General features: G+C 64.5%; 18 protein-coding genes. All 18 read left to right on the top strand.

Annotated elements, in window-relative coordinates:
- Positions 1 to 15 precede the first annotated feature (15 nt).
- The 18 genes from HG718_RS13180 to HG718_RS13095 all read left to right on the top strand — a co-directional run bounded on the left by HG718_RS13180 (position 16) and on the right by HG718_RS13095 (position 19,197).
- A complete protein-coding gene (locus tag HG718_RS13180) occupies positions 16 to 1,047 on the top strand; it encodes a PhoH family protein (RefSeq protein WP_244624808.1) in 1,032 nt (343 codons plus the stop codon).
- A 12-nt stretch (positions 1,048 to 1,059) separates the two neighbouring features.
- The gene (ybeY, locus tag HG718_RS13175) at positions 1,060 to 1,584 is read left to right on the top strand and encodes an rRNA maturation RNase YbeY (RefSeq protein ID WP_160587085.1); all 525 of its coding nucleotides are present in this window, start codon (positions 1,060 to 1,062) and stop codon (positions 1,582 to 1,584) included.
- 109 nt (positions 1,585 to 1,693) lie between these two features.
- Entirely contained in the window at positions 1,694 to 2,743 is a 1,050-nt protein-coding gene (locus HG718_RS13170; RefSeq protein WP_160587084.1) for a hemolysin family protein, read from the top strand.
- A gap of 30 nt (positions 2,744 to 2,773) precedes the next feature.
- Positions 2,774 to 4,423 carry an apolipoprotein N-acyltransferase gene (gene lnt / locus HG718_RS13165; protein ID WP_160587083.1) on the top strand — a complete coding sequence of 550 codons (1,650 nt, stop codon included), beginning with the start codon at positions 2,774 to 2,776 and terminating at the stop codon, positions 4,421 to 4,423.
- A gap of 155 nt (positions 4,424 to 4,578) precedes the next feature.
- Positions 4,579 to 5,004 (top strand): helix-turn-helix domain-containing protein, encoded by a 426-nt coding sequence (locus tag HG718_RS13160; RefSeq protein WP_036261786.1) that lies wholly within the window; start codon positions 4,579 to 4,581, stop codon positions 5,002 to 5,004.
- Positions 5,005 to 5,201: 197 nt separating this feature from the next.
- Complete coding sequence (gene metK / locus HG718_RS13155; protein ID WP_192928085.1) at positions 5,202 to 6,476, top strand: methionine adenosyltransferase; 1,275 nt, start codon at positions 5,202 to 5,204, stop codon at positions 6,474 to 6,476.
- 20 nt (positions 6,477 to 6,496) lie between these two features.
- A complete protein-coding gene (gene trmB / locus HG718_RS13150; RefSeq protein ID WP_160587082.1) occupies positions 6,497 to 7,219 on the top strand; it encodes a tRNA (guanosine(46)-N7)-methyltransferase TrmB in 723 nt (240 codons plus the stop codon).
- 129 nt (positions 7,220 to 7,348) lie between these two features.
- On the top strand, positions 7,349 to 7,849 hold the full coding sequence (locus tag HG718_RS13145; RefSeq protein WP_160587081.1) for a hypothetical protein: 501 nt from the start codon (positions 7,349 to 7,351) through the stop codon (positions 7,847 to 7,849).
- A gap of 32 nt (positions 7,850 to 7,881) precedes the next feature.
- Positions 7,882 to 8,790 (top strand): LysR family transcriptional regulator, encoded by a 909-nt coding sequence (locus HG718_RS13140; RefSeq protein ID WP_160587080.1) that lies wholly within the window; start codon positions 7,882 to 7,884, stop codon positions 8,788 to 8,790.
- Positions 8,791 to 8,929: 139 nt separating this feature from the next.
- A complete protein-coding gene (rimP, locus tag HG718_RS13135; protein ID WP_036261789.1) occupies positions 8,930 to 9,541 on the top strand; it encodes a ribosome maturation factor RimP in 612 nt (203 codons plus the stop codon).
- 7 nt (positions 9,542 to 9,548) lie between these two features.
- Complete coding sequence (gene nusA, locus HG718_RS13130) at positions 9,549 to 11,216, top strand: transcription termination factor NusA (protein ID WP_160587078.1); 1,668 nt, start codon at positions 9,549 to 9,551, stop codon at positions 11,214 to 11,216.
- A complete protein-coding gene (locus tag HG718_RS13125; protein WP_160587077.1) occupies positions 11,213 to 11,932 on the top strand; it encodes an RNA-binding protein in 720 nt (239 codons plus the stop codon). Before nusA ends, HG718_RS13125 begins: the two co-directional genes overlap by 4 nt.
- A 121-nt stretch (positions 11,933 to 12,053) precedes the next feature.
- The gene (gene infB, locus HG718_RS13120) at positions 12,054 to 14,741 is read left to right on the top strand and encodes a translation initiation factor IF-2 (protein ID WP_160587076.1); all 2,688 of its coding nucleotides are present in this window, start codon (positions 12,054 to 12,056) and stop codon (positions 14,739 to 14,741) included.
- 43 nt (positions 14,742 to 14,784) lie between these two features.
- On the top strand, positions 14,785 to 15,225 hold the full coding sequence (gene rbfA / locus HG718_RS13115; protein WP_160587075.1) for a 30S ribosome-binding factor RbfA: 441 nt from the start codon (positions 14,785 to 14,787) through the stop codon (positions 15,223 to 15,225).
- A 4-nt stretch (positions 15,226 to 15,229) separates the two neighbouring features.
- Complete coding sequence (gene truB / locus HG718_RS13110) at positions 15,230 to 16,201, top strand: tRNA pseudouridine(55) synthase TruB (protein WP_160587074.1); 972 nt, start codon at positions 15,230 to 15,232, stop codon at positions 16,199 to 16,201.
- A gap of 28 nt (positions 16,202 to 16,229) precedes the next feature.
- Positions 16,230 to 16,499, top strand: coding sequence for a 30S ribosomal protein S15 (gene rpsO, locus HG718_RS13105; protein WP_160587073.1), 270 nt, complete (start codon positions 16,230 to 16,232; stop codon positions 16,497 to 16,499).
- Positions 16,500 to 16,697: 198 nt separating this feature from the next.
- Positions 16,698 to 18,827 (top strand): polyribonucleotide nucleotidyltransferase, encoded by a 2,130-nt coding sequence (gene pnp, locus HG718_RS13100; RefSeq protein WP_160587072.1) that lies wholly within the window; start codon positions 16,698 to 16,700, stop codon positions 18,825 to 18,827.
- Between the two features lie 115 nt (positions 18,828 to 18,942).
- A complete protein-coding gene (locus HG718_RS13095; RefSeq protein WP_160587071.1) occupies positions 18,943 to 19,197 on the top strand; it encodes a hypothetical protein in 255 nt (84 codons plus the stop codon).

Here is a 19,197-nt window from a genome sequence, read left to right as displayed (position 1 = left end):
GGCGGTCAGCCGGGCATCCGCTCCCAGGGCGGTGCGCGGCCCGATGTTGTGGTGCTGGATTTCGACGACAACCAGTTGGTAAGCGCGCTGGCTGGGGTAGCCGATTGCAATCTTGCCCGTATCGAGCAGCTCCTCGGCGTCACCCTCACCCCCCGTGGCAACCGCGTGGCCATCCGGGGCGATGAGGACACCCGAGGTCAGGCGGCCCGTGCCCTGGGGGATCTCTATGGAAAGCTCAAGCGCGGTCAGGACGTGGTGATGGCTGATGTGGACGGTGCCGTGCGCATGGCCACCAGCGCCATGCCGGAAGCAAGGCGTGGCTCGGCCAGCGTGCAGTTCGTCACCAAGCGCCGGGTGATCGAGCCGCGCTCTGCCAACCAGGCGCAATACATGCAGTCGCTGCAGACCAACGAGCTTGTCTTCGGCATCGGTCCTGCGGGCACCGGCAAGACCTATCTCGCCGTCGCAGCTGCCGTCTCCCTGTTCATCAAGGGCCAGGTGGACCGCATCATCCTGTCGCGCCCGGCCGTGGAAGCAGGCGAGCGCCTCGGCTTCCTCCCCGGGGATCTGCGCGACAAGATCGACCCCTATCTGCGCCCGCTCTATGACGCGCTCTACGACACGCTGCCCGCCGAGCAGGTGGCCCGCAGCCTTGAATCCGGGGAAATCGAAGTCGCGCCGCTTGCCTTCATGCGCGGTCGCACGCTCTCCAATTCCTACGTCATTCTCGATGAAGCGCAGAACTGCACATCGGTGCAGATGCGGATGTTCCTGACCCGTCTGGGCGAGAATTCACGCATGGCGATCACCGGCGATCCCACCCAGGTCGATTTGCCCATGGGTGCCAAGTCCGGCCTGCGCGAGGCGCGCGACGTGCTGCGTAACGTACCCGGCGTCGCCGTCACCGAATTCGCCAATGTGGACGTGGTACGCCACCCCCTCGTCACCCGCATCGTCGACGCCTACTCCAAGGCCGATGGCAAACGCCTGCCGAACCTGCAGGACAGCGGCGGCGACAAGGCGGGCGATACGGGACCGAAGGCCTGAGGCCGCTTTCCCATGGACGATGATTCCCCGAACGATGTTTCCCTGCATATAGAGTTTCGATGCGAGGACGACAGCTGGCAGGCAGTGCCCGATGCCGAAACGCTGATCGGGCAGGCCCTGCGTCTCGCCTGGTCCGGGGGCACAGATGGCGCAGGTGACACCGGCGGTGCCCCCCGCGCCGAAGTCTGTGTGCTTCTCGCCGGTGACACCACCCTGCAGGCCCTGAACCGCGAATGGCGCGGCAAGGACCGCCCGACCAACGTCCTCTCCTTCCCCGGGCCCGACATGCCGGTCCCCTCTGAAGACGGCACGCTGGTGTGCCATCTGGGGGATCTCGCCATGAGCTATCAGACCCTGGCCCGGGAGGCCGACAAGGAAGACAAGCCCCTTGCGCACCATCTCCAGCACCTTGCCGTGCACGGCATGCTGCATTTGCAGGGTCACGATCACGAGACCGAGGAAGAGGCCGAAGAGATGGAAGCGCTGGAACGCACGCTTCTGGCCCGCCTCGGCATTCCCGACCCCTATGCGGCCTGACCGGCAATTGGTGGCGCGACGGCCCATGCTTCTGTAATGATTGGGCCGCACACTTGCATCATGCCCATCCGGCGGGCTTTCGGTTGCCGGATACGAGGAGCCCTACGTCATGGCCTTGGCCGGCGATCCGTCGCATCGCGACCCTGCAGCCGATAAATCCGACCCCAGCAGTACGCAGGCGGACGTTGCGCAGACAACGCCCGCGCAGCCGCTCACCCAGCGCCTCGCCCGCGCATGGCGCTATGTTGTCGGAGGATCCGAACCCGGATCACTCGAAGCCTCCCTTGATGCCGTACTGGGCGAGGACCGTGAAGGCGGTCTGCAGCTGTCCAAGGCCGAGCAGGACATGTTCGTCAATCTGCTGGGCTTCAACGAACTGCGGACCGAGGACGTGATGGTGCCCCGCCCGGACATTGTGGCGGTGGAAGAAGGCGCGACCCTCGATGAACTCATCGCGACCTTCCAGGAAGCCAACCATTCGCGCCTGCCGGTCTACCGCGAAACCCTCGATGACCCGCGCGGCATGGTCCACATCAAGGATCTGTTGGGCTGGATCGCCGCCCATCACGGCCTCAGCAGCACGCCCGATGGCGAAACCAAGGCCGGAGAAGGCGATGCTGCAGCCAGTGAGGTTGACCAGTCCCGCAGCTTTGCCGTCAGCACCATCCGCCGTGATCTCATCTATGTGCCGCCCTCCATGCCGGCCATCGACCTGCTGCTCAAGATGCAGGCCAGCCGCCAGCACATGGCGCTGGTGATCGATGAGTATGGCGGCACCGACGGTCTCGTCACCATCGAAGACCTGGTCGAGGAAATCGTCGGCGAAATCGAGGACGAGCACGACGAAGAAGAACGCCCTGACCTTGAGCGCCTGGAGGATGGCCGCATCGATGCCATTGCCCGGGCCGAGATCGAGGAACTTGAGCAGATGCTCGGCATAGGACTGCTGTCTGAAGACAGCGAGGATCCGCCGGATACACTCGGCGGCCTTATCTTCGAACTGCTTGGCCGGGTGCCGCAGCGCGGCGAAGTCGTCGTGCATGACAGCGGGATCGAGTTCGAGATCACCGACGCCGATCCGCGCCGCATCAAGCGCTTGATGGTGCATCCGGCGTCAGCCGCCATTCTTCCGTCCCCGGAAGATGAGGCGGTCGAGTAGCAACGCAGGTCAGTTACGGGGTTTCAGCACATGCAGGGGTTCTTGGGGGGAGTAGCCGGCCTGGCTGCCTGGCTTGGCGCGCGCCCGGCCGCGCAGCGCATGGGGCTGGCGGCCGTGCTTGGCGGTGCAACGGTCCTGGCGATGCCGCCATTCGGCCTCTGGCCGCTGCTCTTCATTACCTATCCGGGCCTTGTCTGGCTGCTCGACGGTATCGCGCCTGATGCGTCCCCCGCGCCCCAAGCGCCAGATGTGTCGTCGCGCTTCGCCGGCTGGCCCGCCACGGCGGCCACGGCCTGGGCCTTCGGCTTCGGCTTTTTCATTTCAGGTCTCTACTGGATCGGCTCCGCCTTTCTGGTGGAAGCCGATGCCTTTGCCTGGATGATCCCTTTCGTGGCGATGATCCTGCCCGGCGGCCTCGCCCTGTTCTTCGCCCTTGCCGCTGTTGCCGCCCGTGCTGTGGCGCGGCGCGGTCCTGCGCGCGTCATTGCCTATGTGTTGGCTTTCGCCCTTGCTGAATGGCTCCGCGGGCATGTTCTCACCGGCTTCCCGTGGAATGCCGCAGGCTATGCCCTGTCCGTCTCCGACTGGCTGGTTCAGGCCACCGCTCTCTGGGGTCTCTATGGCCACACGGTCATAACGCTGCTCATTGCGCTGGCCCCCGCATTGCTGGCCGGGCCGGGCATTGCGCCCGGCAGGCGGCACGTGGCGGCAGTCCTGTGTCTCGCCCTGGGTATGCCCGTGCTTCTTTACGGCTTCGGGGCCTGGCGGCTGTCTGGCCCCGAACCTGTGGACGTAGCGGATGTGCGGCTGCGCATCGTCCAGCCCAACATTGCCCAGAAGGACAAATGGCGGCCGGAGCTTCGCGCCGCCAATTTCTCGCGCCTGCTGCGGTTGAGCCGGGCGGAGGATGATGCCGCCGGCATAACCCACGTGATCTGGCCGGAAAGTGCGCCGCCCTTCCTTCTCGCCGACAATGCGGACGCGCGGGCGCTGATCGCGCACATGCTGCCGCCGGGTGCGCATCTCATCACCGGGGCCGTGCGGGCCGAACCCCTCCCGCGCGCGCGGCCCGATGGACGTTGGGCCCGCTTCTTCAATTCGGTGATGGTGCTCGACAGTGACGCACGCATTCTCGACGTCTACGACAAGGCCCATCTCGTGCCGTTCGGCGAGTATCTGCCGGCCCAGGGGCTGCTCGAAGCAATCGGCCTGCAGCAGCTCACCCGGCAGCGCGGGGGCTATGCCAGCGGGCCCGGTCCACGTCCCATGAGTGTACCCGGCGCCCCGTCGGTCGGGCCCCTTGTGTGCTACGAGGTCATATTTCCGGGTAGTGTCGTGAGCGACCAAAGGCCGCAGTGGTTGTTGAATACAACCAATGATGCGTGGTTCGGAAATTCAATCGGCCCGCGACAGCACTTTTACCAGGCAAGAATGCGTGCAGTGGAAGAAGGTCTACCCGTCATCCGTGCGGCAAATACTGGTATTTCCGCCGTGATTGGTCCCAAAGGCCAGGTCCGCGCCATATTGGAGCTAGGACAGGCAGGTGTCCTTGACCAACCTCTACCTGCACAAATCGACAAGACGGTCTACAGCCGGAATGGCGATACAATATTCCTCATAATGATTGCAGTTTGTGTGTTAACTATACTGTATTTCAAGGCCTCGAAATCAAAGGTTTGATTGCACCACTTTAAAACAACCATAGGTTGCAATTCTAAATATTCAGTCATCTTTTGACAATTGACGTATTGACGTGGTGGACGCCGAGTTGCACTCATAGGTTATTGTATAAAGCAAATTACCACCGTACTCGTGTGGAATTTGGAGGGTGCTGGGTGGCTAGGAAAGAACCGAATCCGATCGACGTCCACGTCGGCAGCCGCGTGCGGCTGCGGCGCCTTCTTGTTGGCATGAGCCAGGAAAAGCTCGGCGAGCAGTTGGGACTTACATTTCAGCAGGTCCAGAAATACGAAAAGGGCACCAACCGTATCGGCGCCAGCCGCCTTTACGAAGTGTCGCGCATTCTCAATGTTCCCGTTCAGTATTTCTATGAAGAGATGGCCGAGGGCGACGTGCCGGCCCGCAACGGCGAAATGGCTTTCGCCGAGGGCGACGGCACACCTTACGTGATGGATTTCGTGTCCAGCTCGGAAGGGTTGCAGCTCAATCGCGCCTTTTTCGACATCAAGGACCCGACCGTGCGCCGCTCGGTCATCGACCTGCTCAAGAACCTGTCCAAGGCGCAGCGCGAGGCTGAATAGCCGCGCGGGCGAATTGCATGGCCGGGCTGCGGCGGCCTGCTTGACGCATGGCGGCAAACCCGGCAAGAACGCCGCGGGTATTCACCTGCTGGCGGTGTCCTTCCGTCCGGCAAACTGCATGGCAAGGCAGGCTGACACTGCGCCCCTGACGGTGTGCAGGCACTCAGTATGAATTGCTGCGTCTGAAAACGGCCCGGATGGCCGCGTCACGGTTCCGCCCTGGCGCGCCCCTGTTGCCGGGTCAGGGGAGAAAGACAACCGTGGCACGTTCCAGCTACCTCTTTACAAGTGAATCCGTTTCCGAAGGCCATCCGGACAAGGTCTGCGACCGTATTTCCGATGAGATCGTGGACCTCATCTTCCGCACCGCGGCGTCGGAAGGCATGGACGCCTCACAGGTGCGCGTTGCTGCGGAAACCCTCACCACCACCAACAAGGTTGTCATTGCCGGCGAAGTCCGCGCGCCGGAAAGCCTGCTGGGCGATGGGGATCGCGTGAAGCAGGCGCCCTTCGAGGAAGTTGCCCGTGCCGCCATCAAGGACATCGGCTACGAGCAGGACGGCTTCCACTGGAAAAACGCCGACGTCGATGTGGTGCTGCACGGCCAGTCTGCCGACATCGCCCAGGGCGTGGACGCTGCCGGCAACAAGGATGAAGGCGCCGGCGACCAGGGCATCATGTTCGGCTATGCCTGCCGCGAGACCGACGTGCTGATGCCCGCCCCGATCGTGTTCTCCCACCGCATTCTCAAATCACTGGCAGATGCCCGCCACGCCGACGCCAAGTCGGGCCTTGGCCCGGACTCCAAGAGCCAGGTCACTCTGCGCTACGAAAACGGCAAGCCGGTCGCAGCCACCTCCGTCGTCGTCTCCACCCAGCATGATGAAGGCCTGACCACCGAGCAGGTGCGCGAGATCGTGCGCCCGCATGTGCTCAAGGTGCTGCCGGAAGGCTGGATGTGCCCTGAAGAGGAGTTCTACGTGAACCCCACCGGCAAGTTCGTGATCGGCGGCCCGGATGGCGACGCGGGCCTCACCGGCCGCAAGATCATCGTCGACACCTATGGCGGCGCAGCCCCCCATGGCGGTGGTGCCTTCTCCGGCAAGGATCCCACCAAGGTCGACCGCTCGGCCGCCTATGCCGCCCGCTACGTGGCCAAGAACGTGGTCGCCGCAGGCTTTGCCGACAAGTGCACCCTGCAGCTGTCCTATGCCATCGGCGTGTCCAAGCCCCTGTCCGTCTATGTGGACCTGCACGGCACCGGCAATGTGGATGAAGCCAAGCTCGAGGGCGCGATCCAGGAAGCCATGAACCTGAGCCCGCGTGGCATTCGCGAGCATCTCGGCCTCAACAAGGCGATCTATGCCCGCTCGGCGGCCTATGGCCATTTCGGCCGCGAGGCGGATGCCGACGGCGGCTTCTCCTGGGAGAAGACCGACCTCGTCGAGGCCCTCAAGGGCGCCATGAGCTGAGGCGAGACGGCGCAAGCCACATGACCGACAAGACCAAACGTGAGGGGCAGCCGTTTGAACGGCGGCCCCTCATTTATGGCCGGGCCAAGGGCAAGGCCCTGTCCCGGCGCCAGCAGCAGCTGTTCGAGACCTTGCTGCCGCAGGTGGCATTCCCCCTGCGCACCAGTGCGTCTGACCCGGCAATTGATCCGCACACGGTATTTCCTGGGCTGGAGGCGATCCATCTCGAGGTCGGTTTCGGCGGCGGCGAGCATCTTGTCGCGCGCGCCCGCGCCAATCCCCGCACAGGCTTCATCGGCTGCGAACCCTTCATGAACGGGGTGGCCAAGGTCCTCGCCGCCATCGACGAGGAAGACCTGCCGAATATCCGCGTCCATCACGGCGACGCCCGCGATGTGCTCGACAGCCTTACCGACGCCAGCCTCGACCGGGCCTATGTGCTCTACCCCGATCCCTGGCCTAAGGCGCGCCACAACAAGCGCCGCTTCATCGGCCCGGACACACTGGCCTCCCTGGCCCGCGTCATCCGCCCCGGCGGCATCTTGGAAGTCGCCAGCGACATCCCCGACTACATCCGCTGGACCCTGGCCGAAACCCGCCGGGATGGTCATTTTCTGTGGACGGCCAACAGCAAGGCCGAGTGGGAAACCGCGCCGCAGGACTGGCCCGGCACCCGCTACGAGGCCAAGGCCATCCGCGAAGGCCGCACCCCCTGCTATCTCGAATTCATCCGCGCCGCCTGAGCACGTCCCATAACCTCAGGTTATGCGCATCATTGCCAAATGCCATTTCCGTTCTTCCTGGCCGGCCCCTAGCTATGGCTCCCCGCACTTCTTGCGACCCCCGCATTTTTTGCGACACGGAGCCCTGCCATGCAGCCGGATTGGATTGCCCCTGAAGACGAAGCTCGCACCATTGCCCTCTACAAGCGGGTCAATGGCACCACGGGCCCCATCGCCCGGACCCGCGCCCATTGGCTCACCCGCCTGATCGCGCGCCTCCTCGCCGCCTCCACCTGGCGCCGCCGCAACGGCAGGCCGCAGCGGGATGTGGCTGCCATGGCGGAGCACTGGCGGCGCATCTTCGGGCTGGAAAAATACTGGACGCTGGAGCGGGTCGAGGACGACACCGCCTATGCGGAAATCCGCTTTCCCTGCTCGCTGGAAGGCACCGGCGATGTCCGCGCCTGCCACCGCCTGATGGAGTATGACCGTGCCCTGCTGCGCAAGATGGGCGGCGACCTGGTGGTGCTCCGGTCGCGCGCCGACCCGTCGGTCACCGGTGGCTGCAAGGTGGCGATCCGCATGAAGGGAGATGCGCGTACCGATCTCGTGCCGGCCCACGAAAATCCCGGTCCGGCCACAGGCGCTTGAATTGCCCGGGCTGCCGCCTGACATTCACTCCCATGATCCGTATCGAGCGCAAGCATCTGGCCATGGTGACCACCATCGCACAGGCGGGCACCATGACCGCCGCCGCCGATGCGCTCGCCATCACTCAGCCCGCCCTGAGCAAGCAACTGGCCCAGCTCGAAGCCATGCTCGGGGTCAAGCTGTTCGAACGCACCGCCAAGAGCAGTGCCACCGCGCAGATGACCATGCGGCTGACCCGCGCCGGCCGACGCTTCGAGACACGCGCCCGCAAGCTGCTGGCTGACTTGACTGATTTTGACAATGAACTTGCCGATCAGGCAGGCGCCGCTGCCGGGCGCCTGCGCATTGCAACCGATGTGATTCACGACGATCTGCGCCTGGCCCGCGCCATGCGGAGCTTCGCAGCCGCCCATGGCAATATGGAGCTGGACGCCCATCCGGTCGCCGACCCTCTTGAGGCGCTGGCTGACGGCCATGTCGACATCGCGGTGGTGGGAGAGGCGCCCCGCCGCGCAGGCATCCGCTTTGCCCCCATCGGCGAAGACGAACTGGTGGTGGTAATGGCTGAGGCTCACCCGCTCACCGCACGAAAGACCATCGCCGCGGTGGATTTCAGCGGCCAGGAACTCGTCTATCACCTGGATCTTGAGCGCTCGATCCTGTTCCGGCGCTACCTCCGCCCGGCAAACATCCGTGTCGGCGGTTTCCACCGCATCGAAAGCCCCGCCGCAATCCTTGCAAGCCTCGCCGAAAGCGACGCGATCACCCTTCTGCCCCGCCGCATCGTGGACGCCGTGCCGCAGGCCACGAGCCTTGAAACCCGGCCGCTTGCCCCGGACGGCTACCGCTTCACCTGGTACGCGGCCACCCGCAGCGACGATGTGAGGCCCGAGACGCACGCCTTCGTCACCTGTCTCAGCGAGGCAGGCCCCGCGCAATAAGCCATTGCCTTTTCAGCGGAAAGGAGTAAGGTTCCGGCCAAGTTGAGACCCCGGTTGTTTTGCTGGTATCGGCAAGATGGCTGCGACGGTAGGTTCTGGGGCCCCTGCGGGCCCCTTTTTTGTTGCTGGAGACCAAGGTTTGAGCCTCAAGGCAAAAACCCCTGCAGAAGAGCGCATCGAGGCCATGATCACCCCGCTGGTGGAGAGCATGGGCTACGAGATCGTGCGCGTTCGCATCATCGGTTCCGGCAGCCCGACCCTGCAGATCATGGCCGAGCGCCCGGACGGCACCATGCCCATTGAGGGCTGCGAGGAAGTGTCCCGCGCCATCTCCGCAGCGCTTGATGTGGAAGACCCGATCTCCGGCAAATACACGCTGGAAGTGTCGTCCCCCGGCATCGACCGCCCGCTCACCCGGGAAAAGGATTTCGAGACCTGGTCAGGGCACCTCGCCAAGGTCGAGATGCAGATGCCCATCGACGGACGCAAGCGTTTCCGCGGCATTATTGACGGCTTCGAGGACGGTGAAATCCGCATCGCTGTCGAGATTGAAGGCTTTTCCGAATTGCAGGTCGTCGGCCTGCCCTTCGCAGACCTGCACGACGCCAAGCTCGTGCTCACCGACGAATTGATCAAGCAGGCCGAGAAGATTTCTGCGGCCAATGGTGCCGGCCCGGCTGCGGCGAACACGAACACGCCCACCGAGCTGGTAACGAAAAAAGACCCTCTGGAAGAAGAGACCACGGAGTAAGGAACCCATGGCACAGGCTGTTAGCGCCAACCGGCTCGAGCTTCTGCAGATTGCCGACGCGGTCGCCCGCGAGAAGTCCATCGACAAGGCAATCGTCATCGAAGCGCTGGAAGACGCCATTCAGAAGGCTGCCCGCTCCCGCTACGGCGCGGAAAACGAAATCCGTGCGCGGATCGATCCGAAGACCGGCGAGATCCAGCTCAACCGCCTGCAGGAGGTGGTCGAGACCGTCGAGAACGACGCTACCGAGATTTCCCTGGAAGACGCCCGCGTCCGTAACCCGGCCGCCGTCGTCGGCGATTTCCTGACCGAGCCGCTGCCGCCGATCGATTTTGGCCGCATCGCCGCCCAGACCGCCAAGCAGGTCATCGTGCAGAAGGTGCGCGATGCCGAGCGTGACCGTCAGTATGACGAGTTCAAGGACCGCGTCGGCGAGATCGTGCATGGCCTCGTCAAGCGCGTGGAATATGGCCACGTGATCGTTGATCTGGGCCGCGCCGAGGCCATCGTCCGCCGCGACGAGCAGATCCCGCGCGAGGCCTTCCGCACCGGCGATCGCATCCGCGCCTATGTGTTCGACGTGCGCCGCGAGCCGCGCGGGCCGCAGATCTTCCTGTCGCGCACGCATCCGCAGTTCATGGCCAAGCTGTTCGAGCAGGAAGTGCCGGAAATCTACGACGGCATCATCGAAATCCGCTCCGTGGCCCGCGATCCCGGCTCCCGCGCCAAGATCGCCGTGCTCTCCAATGACGGCTCCATTGATCCCGTCGGTGCCTGCGTCGGTATGCGCGGCAGCCGCGTTCAGGCCGTGGTCAACGAACTTCAGGGCGAAAAGATCGACATCATCCAGTGGTCGCCCGATCCGGCCACCTTCATCGTCAATGGCCTCGCCCCGGCGGAAGTGGTCAAGGTCGTGCTCGACGAAGATGCAGAGCGCATTGAAGTGGTGGTGCCGGATGATCAGCTGTCGCTGGCCATCGGTCGCCGCGGCCAGAATGTGCGCCTTGCCTCCCAGCTGTCGGGCTGGACCATCGACATCCTGACCGAGGCCGAGGAAAGCGAACGCCGTCAGGCCGAGTTCACCGAGCGCTCCAAGCTGTTCGAGGAAGCCCTCGACGTGGACGAGGTGATCGCCCAGCTGCTGGCATCCGAAGGCTTCGCCACGGTCGAGGAAATCGCCTATGTGGAGCCGGAAGAAGTCTCCGAGATCGAAGGCTTTGACGAGGACACCGCCGCCGAGATCCAGGCCCGCGCGGTCGAGTATCTCGAAAAGCTGGACCAGGAGCGCGACGCCAAGCGCAAGGAACTTGGTGTGGAAGACGACGTGGCCGATGTGCCCGGCGTCACCAACGCCATGCTGGTCGCCTTCGGCGAGAACGACGTGAAGTCCGTTGAGGATCTGGCCGGCTGCGCCACCGATGACCTCACCGGCTATTACGAGAATGTGGACGGCGAGCGCCGCCGCGAGCCCGGGTTCCTCGACGGCCATGACGTCTCCCCGCAGGAAGCCGAAGACATCATCATGGCTGCCCGTGTGAAGGCCGGCTGGATCACCGAAGAGGATCTGGCCGCCATGCGTGCGGAAGCCGAGGCGGACGAAGACGGCGAGTTCGATGGTGAGGGCGCCGAAGAAGGCGAAGCCACCGCCGAGGCAGAGGAGACGCCGGCCGAGTGACACCGGAGCACACACGGTCCGACAGCCGGGCGTCCGGGAAGAAATCCCCCGAACGCACCTGCATCGCGACCGGGGAGACGGGTACACCGGCCAGCCTCATCCGTTTTGCCATCGGCCCCGAGGGCGAGGTGGTGGCGGATCTGGAAGGCAAGCTGCCGGGGCGGGGCATTTGGGTCTCCGCGCGGCGCGAGGCGATAGAAAAGGCGGTGGCGAAGGGGCTCTTTGCCCGTGCCGCCCGCCGCAGCGTGAAGGCCCCGGCCGACCTGGCAGACCAGGTGGAGGCCGGGTTGAGGCGCCGGGTGCTGGCTTTGCTGGGTCTGGCGCGCAAGGCAGGCCAGTTGATGGCGGGTCTTGCGAAGGTTGAAGACACGGCCGCTAAGGCCCATGTGGTGGCGCTGTTTCTCGCGTCAGACGCAGGGGCTGAAGGCCAGCGGAATGCAGGTGCCCTGTCGGCGCGCACCAATGCCCCGGTTGTAACCGCTTTTTCGGCGGAACAATTGGGTTTGGCATTGGGACGGCCAAATGTGGTACATGCTGCCCTGACTGCAGGCGGCGCCGCCCGAAAGGGGCCGGCGCGGCAGATGTCGCAGCCAGGCGCGCAAGAGCGCGGCAACGCCGAGGGCGGTTTGGCCTCCGGCGCGCCGGTACGTGACAAGCTCTCCCGTCTCATTCTGGATGAGGTGGGACGTCTGCAGGGGTTCCTGGGCGGAGCTTGAAGGGGGAGTTGTCCCCGTAAGGGTTGGCGCATGATCTGCTGCCGACCGGACGAGAAGGTTTTAGGAGCCGTCGGGCGGTTTGATCACCCGCCTGCGGTTTCAGTGAGTTTGAAGGGGTCTCATGAGCGAGACAAAAGATACGGACACTCAGGACGGCGACACCGGCGCATCCGGCGGCAACACCCGCCAGCCACGCGCAGGCGGCGGCAAGCTGACGCTTGGCCGCACGGTCGAGTCCGGCCATGTCCGGCAGAACTTCTCCCATGGCCGCTCCAAGGCAGTGCTGGTCGAGAAGAAGCGCCGCCGCGTGGCGCCTGGCAAGGACAAGGCCGAAGGCCCTGCCGTTGAGAAGAAGGCTGCGCCCAAGACGGCGGCAAAAACCGCTGCCAAGGCCGCGCCGAAGACCGCTGCAAAAACAGCCGCCAAGACCGCATCCAAGGCGCCCGCCGACGCAGGCAGCGAGGCCAAGAAGGCACCCGCCCGCGCCGCGCGCCCCGAGCGTGAAGCACGTGAACGCGGGAACATGGTGCTGCGCACCCTGACGGCCGAGGAAAAGGAAGCTCGCGACCGCGCCCTCGTGGAGGCCCGTGAGCGCGAGAAGATCGAGCGTCAGAAGGCGAAGGAAGACGCCGAGCGCCGCAAGATCGCCGAGGAAGCCGCGCGTGTCGCCGCCGCCGAGGAAGCCGAACGCGCCGCTCAGGAAGAAGAGCGCGCCCGCCGTGAGGCTGAAGCCAAGGCCAAGGCTGACAAGGAAGCCGCTCTGCGCGCCAAGGAAGAGGCGGAAGCCGACGCCGGGGCCGATGAGCCTGCCGACAAGAAGGCCGCTGCCAAGACCAAGGCCGCGCCGACGCCGATCGTGCGCAAGCGCGAAGACGAGGCCGCCAAAACACCGCCCAAGCGCACGCCGGGCGCAGGCAATGAGCGCCGCCGCGGCCGCCTGACCATTTCAAACGCCTTGGACGACGAGCCGCGCCAGCGTTCGCTTGCTGCCATGCGCCGCCGCCAGCAGCGCGAGAAGCGCGCCCGCTCCGGCCCTGCCGAGCAGGTGAAGGTGCATCGCGAGGTGACCATTCCCGACACAATCACTGTGCAGGAACTGGCCAACCGTATGTCCGAGCGCGCGGTGGACGTGATCCGTCTGCTGATGCAGCAGGGCCAGATGATGAAGATCAACGACGTGCTGGACGCCGATACCGCCCAGCTCGTCGCCGAGGATATGGGCCACACGGTCAAGCGTGTGTCTGAGTCCGACGTGGAAGTGGGCCTTGAAGGCGAGGCGGACAATGCCGCCGATCTCAAGCCCCGTGCCCCGGTTGTTACCGTCATGGGTCACGTTGACCACGGCAAGACGTCGCTGCTCGACGCTCTGCGCCAGACCGACGTGGTCGCGGGTGAAGCCGGCGGCATCACCCAGCATATCGGCGCCTATCAGGTGCGCATGGCGGGCGGTGAGCGCATCACCTTCCTTGATACGCCGGGCCATGAGGCTTTCACCACCATGCGCGCCCGCGGTGCCAAGGCGACGGATATCGTCATCCTCGTGGTGGCCGGTGATGACGGCGTCATGCCGCAGACCATCGAAGCCATCAACCACGCCAAGGCGGCGGAAGTGCCGATCATCGTGGCCATCAACAAGATGGATAAGCCCGATGTGGATCCCAACCGTGTCCGCACCGAGCTGCTGCAGCACGAGGTAATCGTCGAAAGCATGTCCGGTGACGTGCAGGACGTGGAAGTGTCCGCCACCCAGAAGATGAATCTCGACAAGCTGGAAGAAGCCATTCTTCTGCAGTCGGAGCTTCTGGAGCTGAAGGCCAACCCGGACCGCAGCGCCGACGGTATCGTCATCGAAGCCCAGCTCGACAAGGGTCGCGGCCCCGTGGCCACCGTGCTCGTGCAGCGCGGCACCCTGCGCGTCGGCGACGTGCTGGTTGCCGGTACCGAGTGGGGCAAGGTGCGTGCCTTGGTCAATGACCGTGGCGAACAGGTCAAGGAGGCTGGTCCCTCCGAGCCGGTCGAGGTCCTTGGCCTCAACGGCACGCCGGAAGCCGGTGATGTGTTCTCGGTCGTCGAGGACGAAGCCCGTGCCCGCGAGATCACCGATTACCGCCAGCGTGTGCTGCGCGACAAGCGCGCTGCCGGTGCCGCGCGCGGCTCGCTGGAGCAGATGTTCAGCCAGCTGAAGGAAAGCGACAAGAAGGAGCTTCCGCTGCTGGTCAAGGGCGACGTGCAGGGTTCCGTCGAAGCCATCATCGGTGCGCTCGACAAGGCCGGCACCGACGACATCATCGCCCGCGTGCTGCATGCAGGCGTCGGCGGCATCACCGAAAGCGACGTGACGCTGGCGGCCGCCTCCAACGCGGCCATCCTCGGCTTCAATGTGCGCGCCAATGCCCCGGCCCGCGATGCGGCCCGTCAGCAGGGCGTGGACATTCGCTACTACTCGGTCATCTACGACCTGGTGGACGACGTGAAGGCCGCCATGGCCGGTGTCCTTGGTCCGGAGCTGCGCGAAACCTTCCTCGGCAATGCGGAGATCCTCGAGGTCTTCAACGTGTCGAAGGTCGGCAAGGTGGCCGGTTGCCGTATCTCCGAAGGCACCGTCAAGCGCGGCGCCAAGGTGCGTCTGCTGCGCGACGACGTGGTGATCCACGAAGGCACGCTCTCGACCCTCAAGCGCTTCAAGGACGAAGTGAAGGAGGTTCAGTCGGGCCAGGAATGCGGCATGTCCTTCGAGAATTACCAGGACATCCGCCCCGGCGACGTCATCGAATGCTTCGACGTGACGGAAGTGGAGCGCGTGCTCTAGCCGCCAGCCGGCAGGGCACCATCCGCCAAGAGGTCAGTTGCTCATGGTCAGGTCCAGTCATGCGTCCGGCGCGGGCTCGCGCGGGCCATCCCAGCGTCAGTTGCGGGTGGGCGAACTCGTGCGCCATGTGCTGAGCGAGCTGCTGGCCCGCGGTGATGTGCACGACCCGGTTCTTGAGACCACCATCGTCACCGTCACGGAAGTCCGCACCTCGCCCGATCTGCGTCATGCCCGCGTGGCGATCGAGCCCCTTGGCGGCCAGAATGAAAAAGAGGTGCTGGCAGCGCTCAACCGCAACCGCAAATATCTGCGCGGTGAGCTGGGCAAGCGCATGACGTCCAAATACACCCCCGATCTCGCCTTCGAGATCGATGAGAGCTTTGCGGAAGGGTCGCGCATCGACGCGATCCTGCGCTCGCCCACAGTCGCCCGCGACACCGGTGTCGAAACCGCTGACACCCAAGACCCCGCCGACGAGGACTGAGCCCATGGGACGCCGCAAGAAGGGCCTGCCCGTCTCCGGATGGGTGGTGGTCGACAAGCCCATTGGCCCGACCTCGACCCATGTGGTCTCCAAGGTCCGGCGCGCCTTCAATGCGCAGAAGGCGGGCCACGCCGGCACGCTCGACCCTCTGGGCTCCGGCATTCTGCCCGTGGCCCTGGGCGAAGCGACCAAGACCGTTCCCTATCTGGTGGATGCCACCAAGGAATACCGGTTTACCGTGCGCTGGGGCGAGGCGCGCGATACCGACGACAGGGAAGGGGAGGTGACCGCCACCAGCGATGTCCGCCCCGCCCGCGAGGCCATTCTCAACGCCATTCCTGCCTATATCGGCCATATCGAACAGGTTCCCCCGCGCTTTTCGGCCATCAAGGTCAATGGAGAGCGCGCCTATGACCTTGCCCGGGACGGCGAGACGGTGGAACTCAAGGCACGGACCGTGGAAATCCACGATATCCGCCTCATCGACATGCCGTCGGACGACGAAGCCACTTTCGAAATGACCTGTGGCAAGGGCACCTATGTGCGCTCCCTGGCCCGCGACCTGGCCCTTGATCTGGGCACGGTCGGCCATGTGGCCATGCTGCGCCGCCTGCGCGTTGGCCCCTTCAGCGAAGCTGACGCCGTGGCGCTGGAAATGCTTACCGCGCCAGGCGGCGATAAACCGCTGGAAAAATTGGACAAAGTGGAAAAATTGGACAATAGTCCGCCCGCGCCAGACCCCAAGGCGCCTTTTTTGTTGCCGCTTGAGACCGCGCTGGACGACATCCCGGCGCTGGCCGTGAGCGGAAATGATGCGGCGCGATTGAAGCAAGGTCAGGCGATCCTGTCGCGTGGACGGGATGCCCCCATCGTCAAAGGCACGGTTTGCGCCATGCTGCACGGGCAACCCATCGCCCTGTGTGAAGCAGCGCAGGGGGAGCTTCGGCCCACGCGTGTTTTCAACCTCCCGCACTGACTGGGACGTTTTATCGAAAGGATACCCGATGTCGATTACGCCCGAGCGCAAAGCCGAGCTGATCAAGGATTTTGCCACCAAGGACGGTGACACAGGGTCACCCGAAGTTCAGGTGGCCATCCTCACCGAGCGGATTTCCAACCTGACCGACCACTTCAAGGGTCACGCGAAGGACAATCACTCCCGCCGCGGCCTTCTGAAGCTGGTGAGCCAGCGCCGCCGGCTTCTGGACTATGTGAAGGCAAAGGACGAGCCGCGCTACAAGGATTTGATCCAGCGCCTCGGCATCCGCCGCTAACGAGACAACAGGACGCCCGCCCCGGACAACTCGGGCGGGCGTTCTTGCTAATCCGTGTACGGAAATCCGGGAAGGCCCGGGAAGCCGTGCATGGTCCGGACGGACGGGAGGGCCCGCATCGTCCGGCATACCGGCGGTCCCAGGCAAACGAATGCCACCGCCCTGCCGCATACGGCGGCAGTCGAATAGGAAAAGATGATGTTCGATATCCACAAAGAAGAGATTGAATGGGGCGGGCGCACGCTCACCCTCGAAACCGGCCGCATGGCCCGTCAGGCCGACGGCGCCGTGCTGGCGACCTATGGTGAGACCACGGTTCTCGCCACCGTCGTGGCGGACCGCCAGCCCAAGCCGGGCCTGGACTTCTTCCCGCTGACGGTGAACTACCAGGAAAAATACTACGCTGCCGGCAAGATCCCCGGCGGCTTCTTCAAGCGCGAAGGCCGCCCGACCGAAAAAGAGACGCTGACCTCGCGCCTGATCGACCGTCCGATCCGCCCGCTCTTCGTCAAGGGCTTCAAGAACGAGACCCAGGTCATCGCCAATGTCCTGAGCCATGACCTCGAAAACGATCCGGACATCGTGGCCATGGTCGCCGTGTCTGCCGCGCTCACCATCTCCGGCGTGCCGTTCCTCGGCCCCATTGGCGGCGCCCGCGTCGGCTACAAGGACGGCGCCTACACCCTCAACCCCACCGTTGAAGAGATGGAAGACAGCGAGCTCGATCTCGTTGTCGCCGGCACGGCTGATGCCGTCCTGATGGTGGAATCCGAAGCCAGCGAGCTCTCCGAAGAGGTCATGCTCGGCGCCGTCATGCATGGCCACAAGGAAATGCAGCCGGTTCTCGACATGATCATCAAGCTGGCCGAAAAGGCCGCCAAGGAGCCGCGCGACTTCACCCCGCCGGACACCTCCGACCTGGAAGGCAAGGTGCGCGGCCTCGTTGAGGATGACCTCCGCGCCGCTTACGCGATCGCCAACAAGGCCGAGCGTCAGGAAGCCGTTGCCACTGCCAAGGACAAGGCCATCGAGGCCCTGTGCACCGGCGAAGAGGGTGCGCCTGAAGCAAATGCGGTCGGCGGTGTGTTCAAGAACATCGAAGCCGACATTGTCCGCAACTCGATCCTCGACACCGGCAAGCGCATCGACGGCCGCGGCCTCTCCGATGTGCGTCCGATCGTGTCGGAAGTCTCCGTGCTGCCCCGCACCCACGGTTCCTCGCTCTTCACCCGTGGTGAGACGCAGGCTCTCGTGGTTACCACGCTGGGCACCGGCGACGACGAGCAGATGATCGACGCGCTGTCGGGCACCTACAAGGAAGGCTTCATGCTCCACTACAACTTCCCGCCGTTCTCGGTGGGTGAGACGGGGCGTGTTGGCTTTACCGGCCGCCGTGAAATCGGCCACGGCAAGCTCGCCTGGCGTGCCCTGCGCGCGCTGCTGCCGGCCAAGGAAGAGTTCCCCTACACGATCCGCATCGTGTCGGAGATCACCGAGTCCAATGGCTCCTCCTCCATGGCCACGGTCTGCGGCTCGTCGCTCGCTATGATGGATGCGGGCGTGCCGCTCAAGCGTCCGTGCTCGGGCATCGCCATGGGCCTCATCAAGGAAGGCGACCGCTTCGCCGTCCTGTCCGACATCCTGGGTGATGAAGATCACCTCGGCGACATGGACTTCAAGGTGGCGGGCTCCGAAGCCGGCATCACCTCCCTCCAGATGGACATCAAGATCACCGGTATCACCGAAGAGATCATGAAGACCGCGCTGGAGCAGGCCAAGGGCGGCCGCATGCACATCCTCGGTGAAATGGCCAAGGCGCTGACCTCCGGCCGCGAGGAAGTGGGTGAATTCGCCCCGCGCATCGAAGTCATTACCGTGCCCAAGGACAAGATCCGCGACGTGATCGGCACCGGCGGCAAGGTCGTGCGCCAGATCGTCGAAGAGACGGGCGCCAAGGTGAACATCGAGGACGACGGCACCATCTCCGTCGCCTCCAGCGATGCGGCCTCCATCAAGGCGGCGCTGGACTGGATCCGCGGCATCACCGCCGAGCCGGAAGTGGGTGAGATCTACGAAGGCAAGGTCGTGAAGGTCATGGACTTCGGTGCCTTCGTGAACTTCTTCGGTCCGAAGGACGGTCTCGTCCACATCTCCCAGCTCGCCGCCAACCGCGTCGAGAAGGTCACCGATGTGGTGAATGAGGGCGACACCGTGAAGGTGAAGCTTCTGGGCTTCGATGACCGCGGCAAAGTTCGCCTGTCCATGAAGGTCGTCGACCAGGAAACCGGCGAAGACCTGGAAGCCAAAGACAAGGCCGACGACGCCTAAGCGTCTGTCAGCCTCACCACACAACGACGAAACGAGGGCGCCCCCATGGGGGCGCCCTTTTTCATGGCGGAACTCTCACGCCCCTTGCCGGTTTTACGGTCGGGAAGGAGGCCCCATGACTATCTTTCTGGCCTATTTCGACTGTGCCGGCGCTGACATTGAAGGCGTCGAAACAGCCGCACCTACATGCCGCCTCCGCGACGGGCTTTACCTGGTACAGACCGATGAGACCCGCTCGAAGATCTATCACCGTATCAAGCGCCACCTCGCCCCGGATGCCGGGCTCCTGATGGCCCCGCTGGCGGACGCGCCCAAATTCAAGGGCATGGAGCCCGGTGCTTTGAAATGGGTGCGTGCTGTGTTTGAGTGA

It is taken from the genome of Pyruvatibacter mobilis (assembly GCF_012848855.1).
Classification (GTDB): Bacteria; Pseudomonadota; Alphaproteobacteria; order CGMCC-115125; family CGMCC-115125; genus Pyruvatibacter; species Pyruvatibacter mobilis.
This window is presented reverse-complemented; position numbering and strand designations above follow the sequence as displayed.